The sequence below is a fragment of the Psychrobacillus sp. FSL K6-2836 genome (genome assembly GCF_038003085.1).
In the GTDB taxonomy this organism is placed as follows: domain Bacteria; phylum Bacillota; class Bacilli; order Bacillales_A; family Planococcaceae; genus Psychrobacillus.
In genome coordinates, this window is sequence record NZ_JBBOOM010000001.1 from 935,934 (window position 1) to 952,958 (window position 17,025).

The 17,025-nt window shown below is 37.7% G+C and carries 11 protein-coding genes; 3 read left to right on the top strand and 8 right to left on the bottom strand.

Translation table 11 applies throughout. From position 1 onward, the window contains the following. Positions 1-11 precede the first annotated feature (11 nt). Together MKY37_RS04590 and MKY37_RS04595 are read left to right on the top strand one after the other, a co-directional pair. On the top strand, positions 12-863 hold the full coding sequence (locus MKY37_RS04590) for a DegV family protein (RefSeq protein WP_340774264.1): 852 nt from the start codon (positions 12-14) through the stop codon (positions 861-863). Between the two features lie 212 nt (positions 864-1,075). Next, a complete protein-coding gene (locus tag MKY37_RS04595; protein WP_340774266.1) occupies positions 1,076-1,585 on the top strand; it encodes a DUF3231 family protein in 510 nt (169 codons plus the stop codon). 502 nt (positions 1,586-2,087) lie between these two features. Here MKY37_RS04595 and MKY37_RS04600 read toward each other — a convergent pair. Further along, a complete protein-coding gene (locus MKY37_RS04600; RefSeq protein ID WP_340774267.1) occupies positions 2,088-2,822 on the bottom strand; it encodes a YqcI/YcgG family protein in 735 nt (244 codons plus the stop codon). Positions 2,823-2,991: 169 nt separating this feature from the next. Here MKY37_RS04600 and MKY37_RS04605 point away from each other — a divergent pair, with 169 nt between their 5' ends. Next, complete coding sequence (locus MKY37_RS04605) at positions 2,992-3,846, top strand: dimethylarginine dimethylaminohydrolase family protein (protein ID WP_340774269.1); 855 nt, start codon at positions 2,992-2,994, stop codon at positions 3,844-3,846. Positions 3,847-4,391: 545 nt separating this feature from the next. On the opposite strand, the gene MKY37_RS04610 is transcribed toward MKY37_RS04605, so the two are convergent. From MKY37_RS04610 to addB, 7 genes are all read right to left on the bottom strand, one after another. Then, the gene (locus tag MKY37_RS04610; RefSeq protein ID WP_340774271.1) at positions 4,392-5,843 is read right to left on the bottom strand and encodes an alpha-amylase family glycosyl hydrolase; all 1,452 of its coding nucleotides are present in this window, start codon (positions 5,841-5,843) and stop codon (positions 4,392-4,394) included. A gap of 521 nt (positions 5,844-6,364) precedes the next feature. Continuing rightward, positions 6,365-6,526: a hypothetical protein gene (locus MKY37_RS04615; RefSeq protein ID WP_340774273.1), complete on the bottom strand. Its 162-nt coding sequence runs from the start codon at positions 6,524-6,526 to the stop codon at positions 6,365-6,367. A gap of 91 nt (positions 6,527-6,617) precedes the next feature. Then, entirely contained in the window at positions 6,618-6,980 is a 363-nt protein-coding gene (locus MKY37_RS04620; protein WP_340774276.1) for a YisL family protein, read from the bottom strand. 54 nt (positions 6,981-7,034) lie between these two features. Next, entirely contained in the window at positions 7,035-7,931 is an 897-nt protein-coding gene (locus MKY37_RS04625) for a fumarylacetoacetate hydrolase family protein (RefSeq protein WP_340774278.1), read from the bottom strand. 44 nt (positions 7,932-7,975) lie between these two features. After that, on the bottom strand, positions 7,976-9,172 hold the full coding sequence (locus tag MKY37_RS04630) for a DUF418 domain-containing protein (RefSeq protein ID WP_340774280.1): 1,197 nt from the start codon (positions 9,170-9,172) through the stop codon (positions 7,976-7,978). 11 nt (positions 9,173-9,183) lie between these two features. Beyond that, complete coding sequence (gene addA / locus MKY37_RS04635) at positions 9,184-12,897, bottom strand: helicase-exonuclease AddAB subunit AddA (RefSeq protein ID WP_340774282.1); 3,714 nt, start codon at positions 12,895-12,897, stop codon at positions 9,184-9,186. Continuing rightward, positions 12,884-16,378, bottom strand: coding sequence for a helicase-exonuclease AddAB subunit AddB (gene addB, locus MKY37_RS04640; protein WP_340774284.1), 3,495 nt, complete (start codon positions 16,376-16,378; stop codon positions 12,884-12,886). The genes addA and addB overlap by 14 nt, the downstream gene beginning before the upstream one ends. Positions 16,379-17,025: the final 647 nt, after the last annotated feature.

Sequence of the window (17,025 nt, forward strand, 5' to 3'; positions counted from 1 at the left end):
GAGGATGGGAAATGAGAATATTTGCTGACAGTGCAACAGATTTACCTAAAGCTTTTTTTGAAGATAACAATGTTCTTTTAGCGCCACTTAGAGTTCATATTGATGAGGATGAATATGAGGACATTATCGGTATTGATTCTTCTGAAGTTTACGCAGCAATCCGTGCAGGTAAGCATCCAAAAACTTCACAAGTTTCACCAGAGTTATTTTTACGCTTGTTTGAGGATCTTGCAAAATCTGGTGAAGAAGGATTATATATCGCATTTTCATCAGCTCTTTCTGGAACCTACAGCACGGCTATGATGATGCGTGAGCAATTATTAGAAACGTACCCAGATCTGAAATTAACAATCATCGATTCACAATGTGCATCACTCGGATATGGTTTAGTATTAAAAGAAGCAGTTAAATTACGTGATGCAGGAATGGACAATGCTCAAATTATTGAAAAAGTACGTTTTCATGCAGAGCATATGGAGCATTTATTCACCGTAGAAGATTTAGATTACCTAGCACGCGGTGGGAGAGTTTCTAAAGCAAGTGCATTTGTTGGTGGATTACTTAATATTAAGCCACTTCTTCATGTGGAGGATGGCAAGCTAGTCCCTCTAGAAAAAATTCGCGGACGCAAAAAAGTTTTGAAGCGAATGATTGATATGATGGACGAACGTGGTGATTCGATTAGTGAGCAGTCCATCGCCCTTTGCCATAGTGATGATGAACCAACAGCTCTAGATTTAAAACAAATGATTGAGGAAAGATTTCATCCGAAGAGTATTGAAATACACTCCATTGGCTCTACTGTCGGAGCACATGTCGGTCCCGGAACAATGGGTTTATTCTTTTTAAATAAATTGTCATAAGAAATGCGAAAGCGCCTATGTAGCCCCGACTACGCTGGAACTAGACAGATAATTAATAGAAAAGCATATACTTTCTTAACTCTTAATGATGGAATTTGGGTCTATATTATATGTAGATCCTCTTTTTTATTGGGTGAATACTTTCTCATTGGCTCCACATACTACCATTTACATGGATAATCTCTGTGAAAATGAAAATAAGGAGTGAAATAATGGGAATCTTAAGTGGAAATCCTAAGGAAGATCCTTTGCATTATGGTGAAGTATTTGCTATTTGGACAAATTTAATAATGAATAACGGGCTCATAGCTGCATATCAAACCTTTTATAATCATGCTGGTGATGACGAGTTAAAGGGGTTAATTGAAGAGTGCGTTAAATCAATGGAAGAAGAAAATAAACAAATTGAGAAAATACTTAAGGTAAATGCCGTTGGGTTACCACCTGCCCCTCCTGCTCGACCGGATGCTCGTCTTGAGGATATTCGAGTTGGGGCACGATTTAATGACCCTGAAATCGGCGCAGCATTGGCTAAAGATTCAGCAGCTGGTTTAGTAGCTTGTAGTAAAGTCATGGGTGAAAGTATACGTGAAGATATCGCTATGCTCTACGGCCAATTCCATACTGCTAAAGTACAAATTGGCGCCAAAATACTTCGCTTAAACAAAAGTAAGGGCTGGTTAGTACCACCTCCTCTTCATCATTTCCCAAGTAAAGGGTAGGAATATATAAGTTGCTAGTTCTTTATATATTACATTGAGTTCCGAGTTGGAATTTTGAAAGGTTTCATTGGAAGTATATTCTAAGGATAAATTTTTTTACTGTTCCCGTAGTGCTTTACTACACCATTGCCGTGGATATCGAAAGGCGGGTTATGATTTGTCAACCCGCTTCTCTATTTTCAATAATCTAGGGACCTATGTTTTTCCTTTGCCCTCCAAAAACTTTACGAAAAAGGTTAGTACCTTTTGGGATAATTAAAGAAGATTTTTCCCTCTCAAAGTGGAAGCTCGAAAATACAATTCCGATCTTCATTCCTGCTTCTTTATTGGGTAAAGACTATTTACTCATTAAATTTACTTGAAGAATTACATATTATCTATTTGCTCTCGTTCATCAGCAGTTATGACAGATGGAATTATCTATAATACTATCTTAAACTACATTACCTCTATCCTCATGTTATTTTCCACAAGTAATCCTAGATAAAAGTATAGAATAGTTTTACACTTGTGATTTATGGTGGAATGGACATTTGCCTTGAATTGGCTCAATATCATCACCTATAAAGGATTGCTTCCATTCATTATGTGTTGGGTCGCCAAAGTGGCCGATATCTGGATGCTTAGGTAGCTGATCCCACGCTTCTACACGTTTACGAACCTTTTCACGTGACATAATACCACCTTTTTCAGTTCCTTCTAATCCTTCAAATATTTTGCGAGGTTGGAACCCCAGAACCATCGCATTTCCTAGATGACGTGTCTTTCGTTTCTTATATGCAGGAGCATTTCCAAACACGAAGATTGGCTCTCCATTGAATCGGAAATCCCATAAATAGTGTTCAGGATCCCGAGGACTATCTTCTGGCCATTCAACTTCATCTACTTCATGTAAGTATTGTAGGATTTCCCAAAATTGCTTTCGGTAATCGTCGATCGAACCCTCTTGCTCAAAAGGCTCAACAAACACAAAAAGACCGTGTCTTTTGTATTTTGGTAATTTAAATAAATCTAGAAAGCCTTTTACTGCGGACGGTAGATTACTCCAGTCATCTTGATTGATATAAGCATAGCGGAGCTCACCTTTTAGTTCGCCACTCATTCCAAAAAAACATGGAAACGTTTTATCCGTTACCGTGTTATGAAAAGTTTCGTATTCTTTATAGAGCCAACTAGGCAAGTCAGTTCTAGTATGAAAATCTTCTTTTGATAATAAAGCTTGTTCCTTCGTAATCATACAATCGCCTCCATTAACTTAATTCACATTCTCTTTATATCTATTCTTTACCCCAACCTGAATTTACTGAAACAGCAATGTTCGAATGTAAATATTTTTCACAAATAGGTTATGAAATTAAAAATCAAGGGAATATAAAAGAATGAATAAAGAAATTGGAGGATTACTTATGGTGAAAATAATTCAAGATCAATCTCAAATACATTGTCAAAGTGAATATGGAACACTTCAAAAAGTCTTCTTATGTGAACCTCAATACATGGAAATTAAAGAAGTGATTAATGATGTTCAAAAAAAGTATGTAAATAATAATATTGACCGTTCACTTGCTATTTCGCAGCATCAGATATTTGAACAAACTTTACGGAATGCAGGTGTGGAAGTGATTAAACTGCGACCAAGTAAAGAACACCCAGAACAAGTTTTCACTAGAGATATTGGTTTCACTTTAGGCAATTGCTTATTTATATCCAAAATGGCGAATCCTATTCGTCAAGGCGAAGAAAAAATATTAGCTCATTGGATGAATGAACACGACATTTCTTATAAAAAAGTCTCAACACATTCCATTGAAGGTGGCGATGTAATCATTGATGGCAATCGTGTTTTTGTTGGAGTTAGCGATCGTACATGTAAAAATGCTATTCAATCTTTGCAAAGAGATTTACCAGATTTTGAGATTATACCTATTCCTTTTAACCCAAAATATTTGCATTTAGACTGTGTGTTCAATATTCTTTCTTCCAGTGATGCTTTGATTTTTCCTGATGCGCTAGAACCAAAAATCGTAGATCGTTTGTCGAGCATGTATCATTTAATCGAAGTAAGCGAAAGTGAGCAGTTCTCAATGGGTACGAATGTATTATCTATTGGGCATAATCGAGTATTTAGTTTGCCAATAAATCAGGACGTTAATCGTCAGCTGAGAGAGCATGGATATCAAGTGTTGGAAGTCGATTTCTCAGAAATCATAAAATCAGGTGGATCCTTCCGATGCTGCTCATTGCCAATTATGCGGCATTAAGAAAGACCTGACAAAAGACGCCCAGTCCTTTAAGATCAAAACCTGTTTCTATCGTTTTCCAAGGGCTTTGAACAGACTTTTTGCTATATTATTACCAGTATCTTTTTTCGGTAATCTTATAACGTTTGTCTGTCCGTCGCCCTCCTACAACTCTTAGAAACAGGTAAGTGCGTTTTTGGGTAACTAAAGATAAGATACTTTCCTATCGATAGAACAAGCTTACGAAGATGCAATTTCGTTCGCTATATCGCTTCTTTATGAGTCAAACACTTACTATTTCTCTTTATTTCCACTAGAATAAAAGAAAATCTGCTTTCTTCCCCTGGATGGTTCATTGCTCCCCCTGCGGAGGCCAACAGGATGTTGGTCACGAAGGCGTTGCGATCGCGACGTGGCGCACTTAGCCTTTGTACTCCACCTGAAACGGAAATCAGTCGTATTATTCATTTATAAAAGTGCGTTTAACTCAGTATTTACAGGAAATTTTTTATATACTTTCTCTAAAAAAATAGATTGGTCACCTTATAACAGTGACCAATCTTTTTTTAGTTCTTTGCTTTTTTCTCTTCATCTAATCTGCGTTGCTTGCCTTTTTTCCAAACAATGATCAGGAATAACATAAACAATAAATAAGCAACGGCCATTGCCGCGATATAGGCGCTATTAAGCCCATTGTCTTCGTTAACCTGGTACACTTCGACTATTTCTCTATCTAGTACTAACGGATATGAACCATCATCTGAAGCACGGACTGTATCTGATTCAAATAAACCACGCAGTTCTTTATCTTTCCCTATTACCTCGCTAGAAATGTCGATTCTTTTTGTGCCACTTGTATTGTTAACGACAACTATAAAAGTTTCTTCATCAGAATATCGTTTGTAGACGGCATATCCATCTTTATTTTCTAGCAATTCCATTTTACCAGTTCGCATCGCTTCTGATTTTGTTCGAATGGAGGCCATATCTTTTAAATATTCAATTAGCTCTTCATCTACACGGAAATTCATAATTTGGTGGCTATCTTGTGGATTTTGACCATTCATCGCTATTTCCGTGCCATATGTCATATAAGGCACACCTGGTAACGTAAGTAGTGTACCGATCGCCATTTTAATACGAGTAGGTGGGAACATATTCTCTAAGGCACTATGATATGTAATTCTCTCCGTCAATAAATGATCCACCATTAAAAGACTATTTTCGTTTGCTGAAGAAATAGAATCCGAAGGTAAATCTGTATTTTTGAAAGTGTCTCGGAAATCTAACATTAGCTGTTCTGAATAGTCCAGATCAAAATCAGCCTCTGACTCTTCGAGGGCTATGACATACATCGGTTCTCGTACTTCTTTTACTGCCAAAATTAACTCATTTATAAATGGAGTTGGTGCTCCCTCCAACTCAGACAATTTAACACCATCAATTTTGTACGTTTCTGCAAAATTAACAAGTGTATCAATTAGAGCTTGTTGTACATCAGGATTATTCAAATCTAGATGCATTTGACCATCTTCTTTTGAAAGTATCCAATCACTCTTTTCGTTATCATCAGCCCAGATATGGTTCTCACTATAATTGTTTAGAGGGAATTCAACCATGATCTTTAAATCTTTTTCATGAGATTTGTCTAATAACTCGTTAAATTCTTCAGTTGTCCCAAAGTGTCTTTCCAATTGTTCGAAATCTAAAATTCGCTTACCATCATAGGATTCTGTTGCAAAAACAGGTCCTATCGAGATAGTAGTGAATCCCATATCGCTAATATGTGTCATTTTTTCCATAACACCGAGAAAATCTCCACCTGAGAATGCATTAGGATCTTTTGGATTGACATCATAATCGTTCGTTCCTATTTTATTAAAGTAGCGATCTACATATAGATCATAAATACTTTCGTTATGTATAGAGTTATTCGTTTCTGCATTGCTCACTAGAGTTGTCGATAGGCAAAGACTACTCATAAGCAATCCAGTTATAATCCATTTTGTTAACTTCAAGGTAAATCCTCCTTTGACGCATATACATTTCATTTTATCAAAGCTATGTTTTAATCGCTATCGTTTCGCAATTAAAGCAATAAATATCTATAATAATTCGTCCAAACTGTGACAGGTCGCAAAGTTGTTATAAATGTGTTATTTAAGTGGTTACTTGCTCTTCCTTAGTGAGTACTTGCTCTTTGTCGTTGGTTACTCGCTCTCCTAAGGATTTACTTGCCCTCTGACTTTGTTTACTTGCTCTCATCTTGTATTTACTTGCTTTAGGGAAAAATTATCCATTTCATGACAAACTTTAGTTGTATTTTAGCGACGGTGATGGTTCATCGCTCACCCCGCGGAGGCCAACAGGATGTTGGTCACGAAGGTGTTGCGATCGCGAGGTGGCGCACTTAGCCTTCATTCCTTTGTCACCACCTGTAATGGAAATCACCAGAAATTTTCATTCTTTAAAATATCATGATCCCACTATTCCCGATACCATTTTAAAAACTTTCTTATTTAAAAACAAAAACCACCAATCATTTTGGTGGCTTCTCAGTTTTATGGAATTCTTGAAGGATATGTGATTGGAGTTCACCTGGAGAATCGGTGTTGTTTTTTTGTAGGTTAGCAATGATAAATGATGTGGCTACAAATGCAATCATTAGGACAATTACTAATATTAGCAATGATATTCCCATTTCCTGCTCCCCCTCTCTTCTTACCTCTTTCAAATAGCATAATATCAATAGATTGAAAAGAAGCTTCCACTATGTGAAAGCTTCCCCGTACTTATGCTAAGAAATTTTCGCCCATTGGTAGTTTGAAACCTAGGAATAGGGCGATGAAGAAGAAAACAAACATTAACACTAAAAAAGTTGTGTATGGTTTTCCTTTTGCCTTTTTCACTAAAGTCATTTCCATCATACCAATTACTAATATACCTGCTAGGAATTTTAATCCGTAAAGCATTCCTTCACCGAAGTCCATACCTTTGATGAACAAAGCAACTCCCGTAATAATGATCAGGATGTAGAACAAACGTAAAATCATATGAACTACTTTCGGTTTTGCAATCGCTAATGCTACAAAAAATAGGATTAGTGCGACTACCCAAGTGGTAATGTGTAAATGTGTTGATGCTAAGAAATCCATTTTTCCACCTCAATTATACTTGTAGTTTACTACTATCCTATTTAGTGTACCATGTTACTCGAATTTGTTCACTAATGTACCTATTCCTTCAATCGAAATTTTGACTATATCTCCTGATTTAAGGAAGCGTGGCGGATTAAATCCTTTGCCTACACCTGCAGGGGTCCCTGTTAATATAACATCACCTGGTTCTAGGGTAACCGATTTCGAAATTTCTGCAATAATTTGTTCAACTGAAAATACCATATCGGAAGTTTTTCCGTTTTGACGAATTTCATCATTCACTTTTGTCACGACTGCGAGTTCCTGTGGATTCGGCAACTCATCTTTAGTCACTAAGTATGGCCCCATTGGACAAGATCCATCTAGACTTTTCCCTAAGAAATATTGCTGATGTTTCGTTTGTAAATCACGTGCCGTTAAATCGTTAGCAATTGTATATCCAAAAATATAATCGTATGCTAACTTTGCCGGAATATTTTTCCCTTGTTTACCAATAACGATCGCTAGCTCGCCTTCGTAATCATAGGAGTTTGTTATATCTGCATGAAGTGAAAGAGTTTGTTCATCTGCTGCAATAGAAGTTGGAGACTTCGTAAATACAACAAAATCACTTGCTATGCCACCCATTTCTTTCGCATGGTCAGCGTAGTTTTTACCGACTGCCATAATATTTTTTGGGGTACGTGGAATTGGTGACAACCACTCGATTTCTGTAAAAGAACGTTTAAAATTATTTGGATTTTCAGCCTTTAGAGCAGCTTCTACTAATTTACGAATTTGTTCGACAAAATCCATCCCTAAACGCACACCTTCTAAAATGGTAGTTGGAAAGTCGGGTAATACTTGGAGCGTCTCCTGAATGTGTAAAATATCCCATACTGCCTCTTCTTTTTTGACTTTTGGTCCGAAGTAATTTTTGTCATTTAAACGGTATGATAATAGTTTCATCTAATGGACACTCCCTTAATTGTTTTAATCTATCTCTTAGTCTATTACAAATTGAGTTCCTTTTCATCCTTTTTCGATAAACTATTCGAATAAGTCAGTTTTCTCCACACTATTTCTACAGGACCTTGCTTAAATTTCATAAACCAAATCTCTGCAAATACTATTTGCAAAACGTAAATACCGACAGCCATCCATGTACCTGTGCTTATATCAATCTTTCCGTACAACCCAAATCCGTAAGCATAAAAAATAGTGGTTGCAATAATTGATTGCATTAAATATATTGTCATGGACATTCTACCGACCTTCCCGATTGGCGAAAGTATTTTAGCACCCATCGGAATCAAACAAATCATCGCAATAACACCTGCATAAGCAATCGCTTGGAGTGGGCCACCAAAAGTGTCTTGAACATTCATCGTGAACATATTTGCTTCATTTTGATATGGAATCAGCTTAATCACTGTACCAATTGCAAAAGCAACAACGATCGTAATAATCCAAAAGACTTTTAACTCTCTCGCTCTTTCGATAAGCTTCCATTTTGCTGCTGCTGCACCTAATAATAGGAATGGTACAATTGTAATGAACATAACTAAAAGTACTGCCCCACTCCCATTCATATAAAGCCAATCTTCTAATCGTTGCCAGAAAATATCCAACCATGATCCTTGACCATATGCAAGAACAGATTCTTCAATTGCCTGAATTCCAGTATAAATAATCATGTCATCAGGGCTAAGTTTGTAGGCCAAGTAAATTAAGCCATTAAGTAAACCATTTGGTACTAAAAATAAGAAAATACTAATAAGAAGTAACCAAATTGGCTTCAATCTAATCATGAGTATTAAAACAAATCCTGCTAATGCATACGTTATCAAAATGTCTCCTGCCCAAATAAGAAAAGCATGAATACATCCGATTAATAGTAAAACGGACAATCGTCGAACAGCAAATTTAGAAAAAGCACCGCCATTTGCTTCAGATTTCATAAATTGCATAGCCAAACCGTATCCAAATAACATAGAGAATAGCGGATACACACTTCCTTGTACAAAAATGTCAATCATTTTAAACGTCTCATAATCACTTGGATTTTGATACCAAGTATATGGATTAATATAAATATATGGAGTATGGAAAAACAACATATTCACGACAAATATCCCGAGTAGGGCGAACCCTCTCATAACATCTATTGAAATAATGCGTTCACTTACTCCCGTTGGTTTGATTTGCAAGCTTTCTCCCCCTAAAATGACACTGTTCTATTAATGTCAAATAAGTATAGTACTTTTTCTTTTATCTCTACTTGTAAAATCGCCTCGATTGCCTGTGTATAAAGTGACAATTGAAGTTCGTAGCGTTTTTGCATTTCTTGCTGTAATAACGATTCGTTGTTGACTAGATGTTTTACTTTGTCCGTTTTATAATCCAATAAAACCCAATGCCCATCATCCTCTAAAAATAAACAATCGACGACCCCTTGGATAATTTGTTTGTCGCCATCATCATCCTCTAGGGCATACGTAAAGGGAAATTCTCTCATCACTTCTTTTGCATTTCGCAATCGCATAGCAATATCTGAACGGAAAAAAGGAACCATTTTGTTAGGATCTATAGCAGCCTGTTCAGCTTTCGTTAAAATTTCACGTTCTGCAAGTCTTTCTGCAAAAAGTAGAATCTGCTCTTCATCTTTTTCCTCCTGGAGATCGACGTTTTGCATAAAAGCATGGACCGCAGTACCAGCTTCTGCACCTGTCAATATTGTTTCCTGCTGAAGGAAAAAAGGACGCTTCGCAATCTTTTTCAGGCTAGTAGGTCCAGACATTTGAAAATAGTCATCGTCTGATCGCTCCATAAGCTGCTGAATTTTCTTCATCTCGCTGACTGTTTGTTTTGAACGTTTATGTGTAGCTATTTCATAAGAATAGGGTGTATCGAAACGCAACTGAACTTCCTTTAAATAAGTACTTTTTGCAGGATCTATTAGCTGGTCCAATACAACAGCTTCTTTTTCTTCCTCTAGTGCAATATGTTTTAAGTCATCTACACATTTAGCGACAATCTTCCATTTGGATTCACTATCTACTATATTTGCTTCATTCACATCCGATAACTGACGGAAATTTGTATGCCTTGCTAAAGCTGGTCCAATCCAGTCTAAATAACCTTTTGCTTTCGCACGTATATAGCCTGGCAACATTTCATCACTCAAAACGTTCTGGGCATCCTCCCATTTTTCTAACGATTTTGCTAAATCTTTTATTGATCCAATGAGGAATAGATGCTCTTTGGCACGCGTCATTGCTACATACAAAACACGCATTTCCTCAGCCTTCAATTCCATTTGTTTTTTTTCCTTCATAGACAAAAATGGCAATGAAGTAAATGAAATTCGTTTTTCAGGATCAATTGCTTTTACTGCAAGCCCAAACGATTGGTCAAAAAGGTATGACTCATTAAAATCCATTTGGTTAAATGGTCTACCCATACCAGCTAAGAATACAACTGGAAATTCGAGTCCTTTGGATGAATGAATGGTCATTAAACGAACGACATTTTCCTTTTCCCCTATAGCGCGTGCTGCTCCTAAATCATCGCCTCTTTTACGCATCCGATCGATAAATCGTAAGAAGCGGAACAGTCCTCGGAATGAAGTCTTTTCATAATCGATAGCGCGGTCATGAAGAATACGAAGATTTGCTTGTCTTTGTTTACCATTTGGCATTGCTCCTACTATTTCGTAGTAATGGGTATCTAAGTAAATTTGCCATATTAAATCTGCGAGCGAGCCTCTTCTACTTAAATCGCGCCAATCTTCATATTGAAGTAGGAACCTTTGTAGTTTCTCAGCAGTGTCTGGCGATAGCCCAGCTCCTCCACTAGATACAAATGTCTTCAATGCATCATAGAAAGAATCTTTTGGAGCAGATAAACGGATAAGCGCGAGCTCTGATTCGGTTAACCCTACAAAAGGTGATCGGAGAACAGAAGCAAGTGATATATCCTGATAAGGATTATCTATTGTACGAAGTGTATGTAGCATGATTAGCACTTCAATTGCTTCAAAATATCCCTTTGAAAGCTCCGCATACAAAGGAATACCAGCTACTTTAAATTGCTCTGTAACCTCTCCGGACCAAGTCATCGAGCGCATTAATATAACCATATCACTATATCGAACAGGACGATGAGCTTTTTTCCATGGATCATAGACAGTCGTTTCTGATTGAATCATCTCGTTTATTTTCGAAATAATATAACGTGCTTCTGCCTGCGATTTCTTTAACTCTTCTTCCGCCATAGCTTCTACAGTTTCTTCCTCTTCCTCTGCCGGTTCTGCACTGCCATCTTCTACTTCATATAATAACGCAATCTCGACAGGTGTTTCGGTTTCTTCATAAGGTGCACCGGGCTTTAACGAAGCTGCTTCATCGTATTCAATTTCTCCTACCTGCTCGCCCATAATTTGACTGAAAATATAGTTCGTTGCATGTAATACTTCTTTTCTGCTACGGAAGTTTGCATTCAAATCTATTTTGATGCCTGAATCAATTGGGAGATCATTGAATGCTAGATATTTTCCTAAGAAAAGCATTGGCTCCGCTAAACGGAATCGATAGATAGATTGTTTTACATCTCCTACCATGAACATATTACCTTTGTTTTCATCGCCGCTTTTCACAAACTGTAAAATAGTCTCTTGTAGTAAATTGGTATCCTGATATTCATCAACAAGCACTTCTTTAAAACGAGCCTTGTATTCCTTCGCTATATCTGAGGGGATAAGTGATCCATTTTCATCCTGTTCAGATAGAATGTCCAATGCATGATGCTCCAAATCTGAAAAGTCGACGAGCCCCTTTTCATTTTTAGCTGCTGTATACCGTTCTCCGTACGCTAGAGTCAGCTCCACTAGCTTTTGCAGCTGAGGTGCCATTAATCGCATTTCCTCTAGTAATCGTTCTGGTGTTCGAGTAAAATAATTATCCTTTAAGTCATTAACGATTTTCTTCACTTTCGTCCGTTTATTTGTTGCTTGATTTTTCAATCCTTCATCACAGGAATCTTTTTTTATCGCTGCTGCTCTTCCCCATTTAATGCCCTGGAAGTAATGAAAAACGCTTTGCCACGAGCTATTCTTCATCAAATCCACTGCTTCTTGAATCATTTGCTGATCGATCATAGCAGTTTCTGCAAGAGGTGCTGGCCCATTTGGTTCATTTGCGAGTCTACGAATCTCCTCTGTTACGGCGATCGCCTCTTCTAAATGATGAATAATGGCAAGTTTCAATGGACCAATAAATGACAATTCATCTATGGTCACTTCTTCGGACAGGTTATAGGCTTCCGGAATTGCCAGCAACCACTTCCTCGGCTCTGGATGTACACGCGAATAAGAATATAGTTTTTCAATCATCACTTCAATAGATTGGTCGTCACGATCGGATGTGAAACTATCCGATAGTCGGTACATCGCCTCTGGATTGTCGACATGATAAGCCTCTTCTAGTACTTCTGCTAACATATCATCACGCATGATTGCAGCTTCTGTTTCATTTGCAATACGGAAACCTGGATCTATCGTTAACATATACGCATATTGCCGAACAATATTTAAGCAAAAAGAATGTAGTGTAGAAATTTGAGCTTTGTTTAACAGACTTAGTTGTTTTCGTAAATGATTCGATGTTGGATCTTTCGCTATAGCCTTCTCTAGCGCCTCTCCCATACGATGACGCATTTCTGCAGCAGATGCATTCGTAAAGGTAACGACTAATAGCTCATCGACATTGATAGGTTGTTCTTTGGCTATGACTTTTTGAATGAGTCGGTCGATGAGGACAGCTGTTTTCCCAGAGCCTGCAGCAGCGGAAACAAGTACATCTGAACCCGCAGCCCAGATTGCCTTCCATTGTGCAGGTGTCCATGTTAGCTCTGCTGGCATATTAGGAATGTTCATTTGGACTCATCTCCTCTCTAATTTTTTCTGCTACTATTTCCGGCTGCTCCACTTTCAATACACGTACTTGTTGAGCAGGATCCTGAGGATCGAATTGGCAAACACTGCGATACGAGCAGTAATTACATGGCATTTTATCTTTAATTCGATAAGGTAAAACGCGAGTATCTCCAGCATTCATCCCGTTTCCGGCTTGTTCATGCTTTTTCCGAACAAAGGACTGCAGCAATCTCATTTGCTCTGGCTCTACTACCTTAGAGGATGATTTAGACAAGTTTCCGTCTTTGTTCATACGTACCGGAATAACTTTAGAAAATCCCGAAATCTGATCGTCCATCTCCATAATAACTTCTGAATCATCAACGAGTAGACCATTCATTTTATATGATTTATAAACGGCATCCTCAAGTTCCGCATCTTCCATTTCTTTTTGAGATTGGATAAACGGATTATGCATATGCACATATAAAACTCCTGCTGGATCAGCGTCCTCGTGTAGCCATATATCGGCATTTTCTACAGCAACGTCTAAATAAGTTAACATTTGAAGAGAAATACCATGGTAAACCTCGTTCAAATCAATCCCTTTTTTAGATGATTTATAATCGACAATCCGAACAAACATATTGCCGTTAATATTAGCTGCATCCACTCTATCGATTCGACCACGTAATTGCATTTTCCGATTACGCTTTAGGGGAATTTCTAGTGCTGGCAACGCTTCTCCAGGACCAAATCCTGCTTCTATAGCAATTGGAACAAAGCCTGAGCCTTTAGAATGCCTACTTAAGGCGATCAATGTATTAGCAACGATTTGCTCCAATTTTCGTTGGATATACCGATAGCGATTTGTACTTAATAATAATTGGTGTACAAAGACTGGCACGATATAATCGACTGCTTGTCTAGCAAGCTGGTAGCATTGTTGTCTAGTTAACTGAGACCAAAGTAAATCTAACCGCTTCGTTTCATCCGCAATCCATTTTAACGCCGCATGAAATAAGTCTCCCATTTGCGGTGCTTCTAATTTATACTCTGCACGTTCTTCTAGCTTTAGGCCGTATGATGCGTAATGTGCAAACGGGCAGCTATAATATTTCTCTACACGGGACACACTGGATAGCATCGTTTCCCCGTATAGGGCAGCAGTCATCTGTTCATTTAATCTTTCGGTTTGATTGCCATGAATTAAAGGCTTTGTGATTCTCTTCAATAATTTGGACCAATATGGATCCTCTAAATAATATTGATAGACAGACTGCCAAACTTGCGATAGTTCTCCTGTTTCTAGCGCACCTCGAAGCTGCATAATCACATATGGCAATGTAGGACGCGGGTGACTTATGGAAGTCAAATCAAATTCTTCCGTTAACATATCTCTTGGATCCACTACAGCTACTTCAACAGGTATATCGCTTACCATTTGATGAAGCTTTTTAATATACATAGAAGGCAACAATGCTTTCCCCTCATTATCTGCCATTGGATAAGATACGTATAAGAAATGAGATGCTGTTACGAGTGCTTTATATATTAAATAATTTTCATCCATCAAACGCATTTTCGACGTTGGCGCAAGTTCAAATCCAATTTGAGTAAACCATTCACGCTCTGTATCCGTTAGCAGTCCCTCATGATCCATCCGTTTTGGATAAGCTCCATCATTTACGCCAAGCACAAATGCTGCTTTTATATTCGTTAAACGAATGATATCAACGTTCCCAACAATCACTTGATCAATCGTAGGCGGAATGCTTGAAAAAGCAAGTTGATCGTATCCTTCTTCTAAAATTTTTGCTACTTCTTCTAAGGACATTTCCTTCTCACCAAACATCAAGACAAATTGGTCGATTACATTTACCCACTCGTTCCAAACTTGCTCATGCTCGGAAGCTAGAAGTAATTGACCGTTTTCCTCTTCGGCTTGTTTCAAGCTTTGCAGTTTTTCATATATATTTAGCCCTTCAATAAATGTATAAATAGCTATCGCATAATCCTTTCCTGTTTTACTTTGTTTCAGCTGATCGGAAAGGACTTTAATAGGTTCGACAATCAAATCTCTTACTGTATGAATATCTGCTTGAATACTCAACTCTTCATCAGTTTGCACTTTTGAATAAAACTCTAAGCCACGATATTTTTTATAAACCCAGCGTCTTTCATCTAGCCATCTATCCCCATAAATTCCGAATGCCAGCACAAAATTCTCCAGACGGTCGGCACGCTCTCTCCATGTTTTTTTAGGGGCATCTAGCGGAAAAAATAGATCTGTCTTCACCGCACGAAAAACTGGTTCGTATTTCCAGTCTGTTCGAATTATTTCTAAAATGGTTCGACTAAGTTCGATTAATGGATGGTGTAACATCGGTTTCTTTTTACTAATGAAAACGGGAATATCATATTGCGGAAAAATAGTTTCGATTAGCCCTTCATATGCGTCCGCATCTCTATGCAAAATAGCCATTTCGTTATAACGAACATTTTTCTGTTGCGCAAGTTCTCGTATTTGCCTTGCTACTGCATGCATTTCCGCACGACGATTGGCAGCTTCTGTTATGCGAATATTCCCCTCTGACTTTGTTTGCAGGGGAGGAAGCTGATCCATATTAGCCTCAATATGAGCGATTTCTTGTGACGTAAACCGCTTCTGTTCATGTTGATGTACCGTTTCTTCTATCTCAACTTTTTCGGTTTGGGCTATTTCTAATAATCTTACACATGTATTTGCAGGCTGATAAAACAGTGATTGTTCATCTATAGCATCCTGCAATGTTTCCATTGGAAGGGCAATTGTAATACGCTTCACCTGTTTCATTAGTTCCTCGATAATCTCTAATTCTCTCGTCGTAAATGATGTGAAACCATCAATGTATAAATTTGTTTTTGCAAGTAGTGTGGAGTCTTTTATTTTAGTTGCTAATAACGTTAAATACCCTTCTCCATCAATGTAACTAACCCCTAGTTTTTGCTCCATCTTTTCAAGCATCAGCATTATATCAGAGGATTTATCAATAAGCGTTTTTGGAGCATTCACATTTTCTAAATTGCTAAGAGCATTTGCCATTGTAGAGTAATCCATACAGTATCTACTAAACTCTTTCAGTAATACTTCGATTTGATCGGTAAATCCTCTTTTAGTTGCTGCTCGTTTAAAAAGCGTAAATTCATCTTTGTGGTTTTCTAGTAGACTACGAATGAGCATACGGTAGCCGAACCCACTTATTTCTTCTTTGGCAATTCCACCAGTTTCTTGAAGAACACGCCATGCTAATCGTTTAAACGTCGTTACCTGTGCTCGAATTAGTCCAGGAAGTCCCGATTCTGCTGCAAGGTCATACTCACTGGAAAATGACATTTGGTCAGGTACTATGTAGAATATTGGATCTCCTATAGGAGCTTTTTGTAGTTCTGTAATAATTTCTTTGTGGATAAAAGTTGTTTTTCCATAGCCTGATCGGCCACTAATTATTCGTAACGACAATGGTTTTAGTCTCCTTTCTGGTGATGAAATTGTTATATATAAGTTCTAAAAATAACAGTAGAGAATTAACACTGTGATTTCCGTTTCGCGCAGACGCTTTCCGCGGGCGAGGCCGAGCCTCCTCGGTCGCTAAGCTCCCTGTGGGGTCTCGACTTTCTCGCTTTTCCCGCTGGAGTCGCTGCGCTACACTCCAATCAATAAGTGGGTAGGTTTAAACTATAAGATTGAGCAGAATTAGTATTATAAAAACGATGATTGAAAAAAATTAAATAAATTGACAAACATCAAAACCTAACCTTTAGAGCGGCAGTAAATAACTTTTAGAAGTACCTGAATGAAGAAATTCTCTACATTTTCATCAGTTACTTGCGGAGGCACGTTAATTACTTGTGTACGTAAGATATTTACTTGCACTGCTTTATAAGATATTTGCGCTTACTGTTCGTTTACTTGCTCTCGATGCTAATTTACTTGCGAAACGGAAAATTTATCTAATAATTATCAACTCATGCATGCTTTCGGTAATGCGTACAAAGCCTTTAGATATCTATTATGGATGATTGCTCAATTAAACTCCAACTAAGTCAATTTCATAATTAACTGTTTCAATTAAAATTACAAATATTTGCGTGATACCACAATTTTTT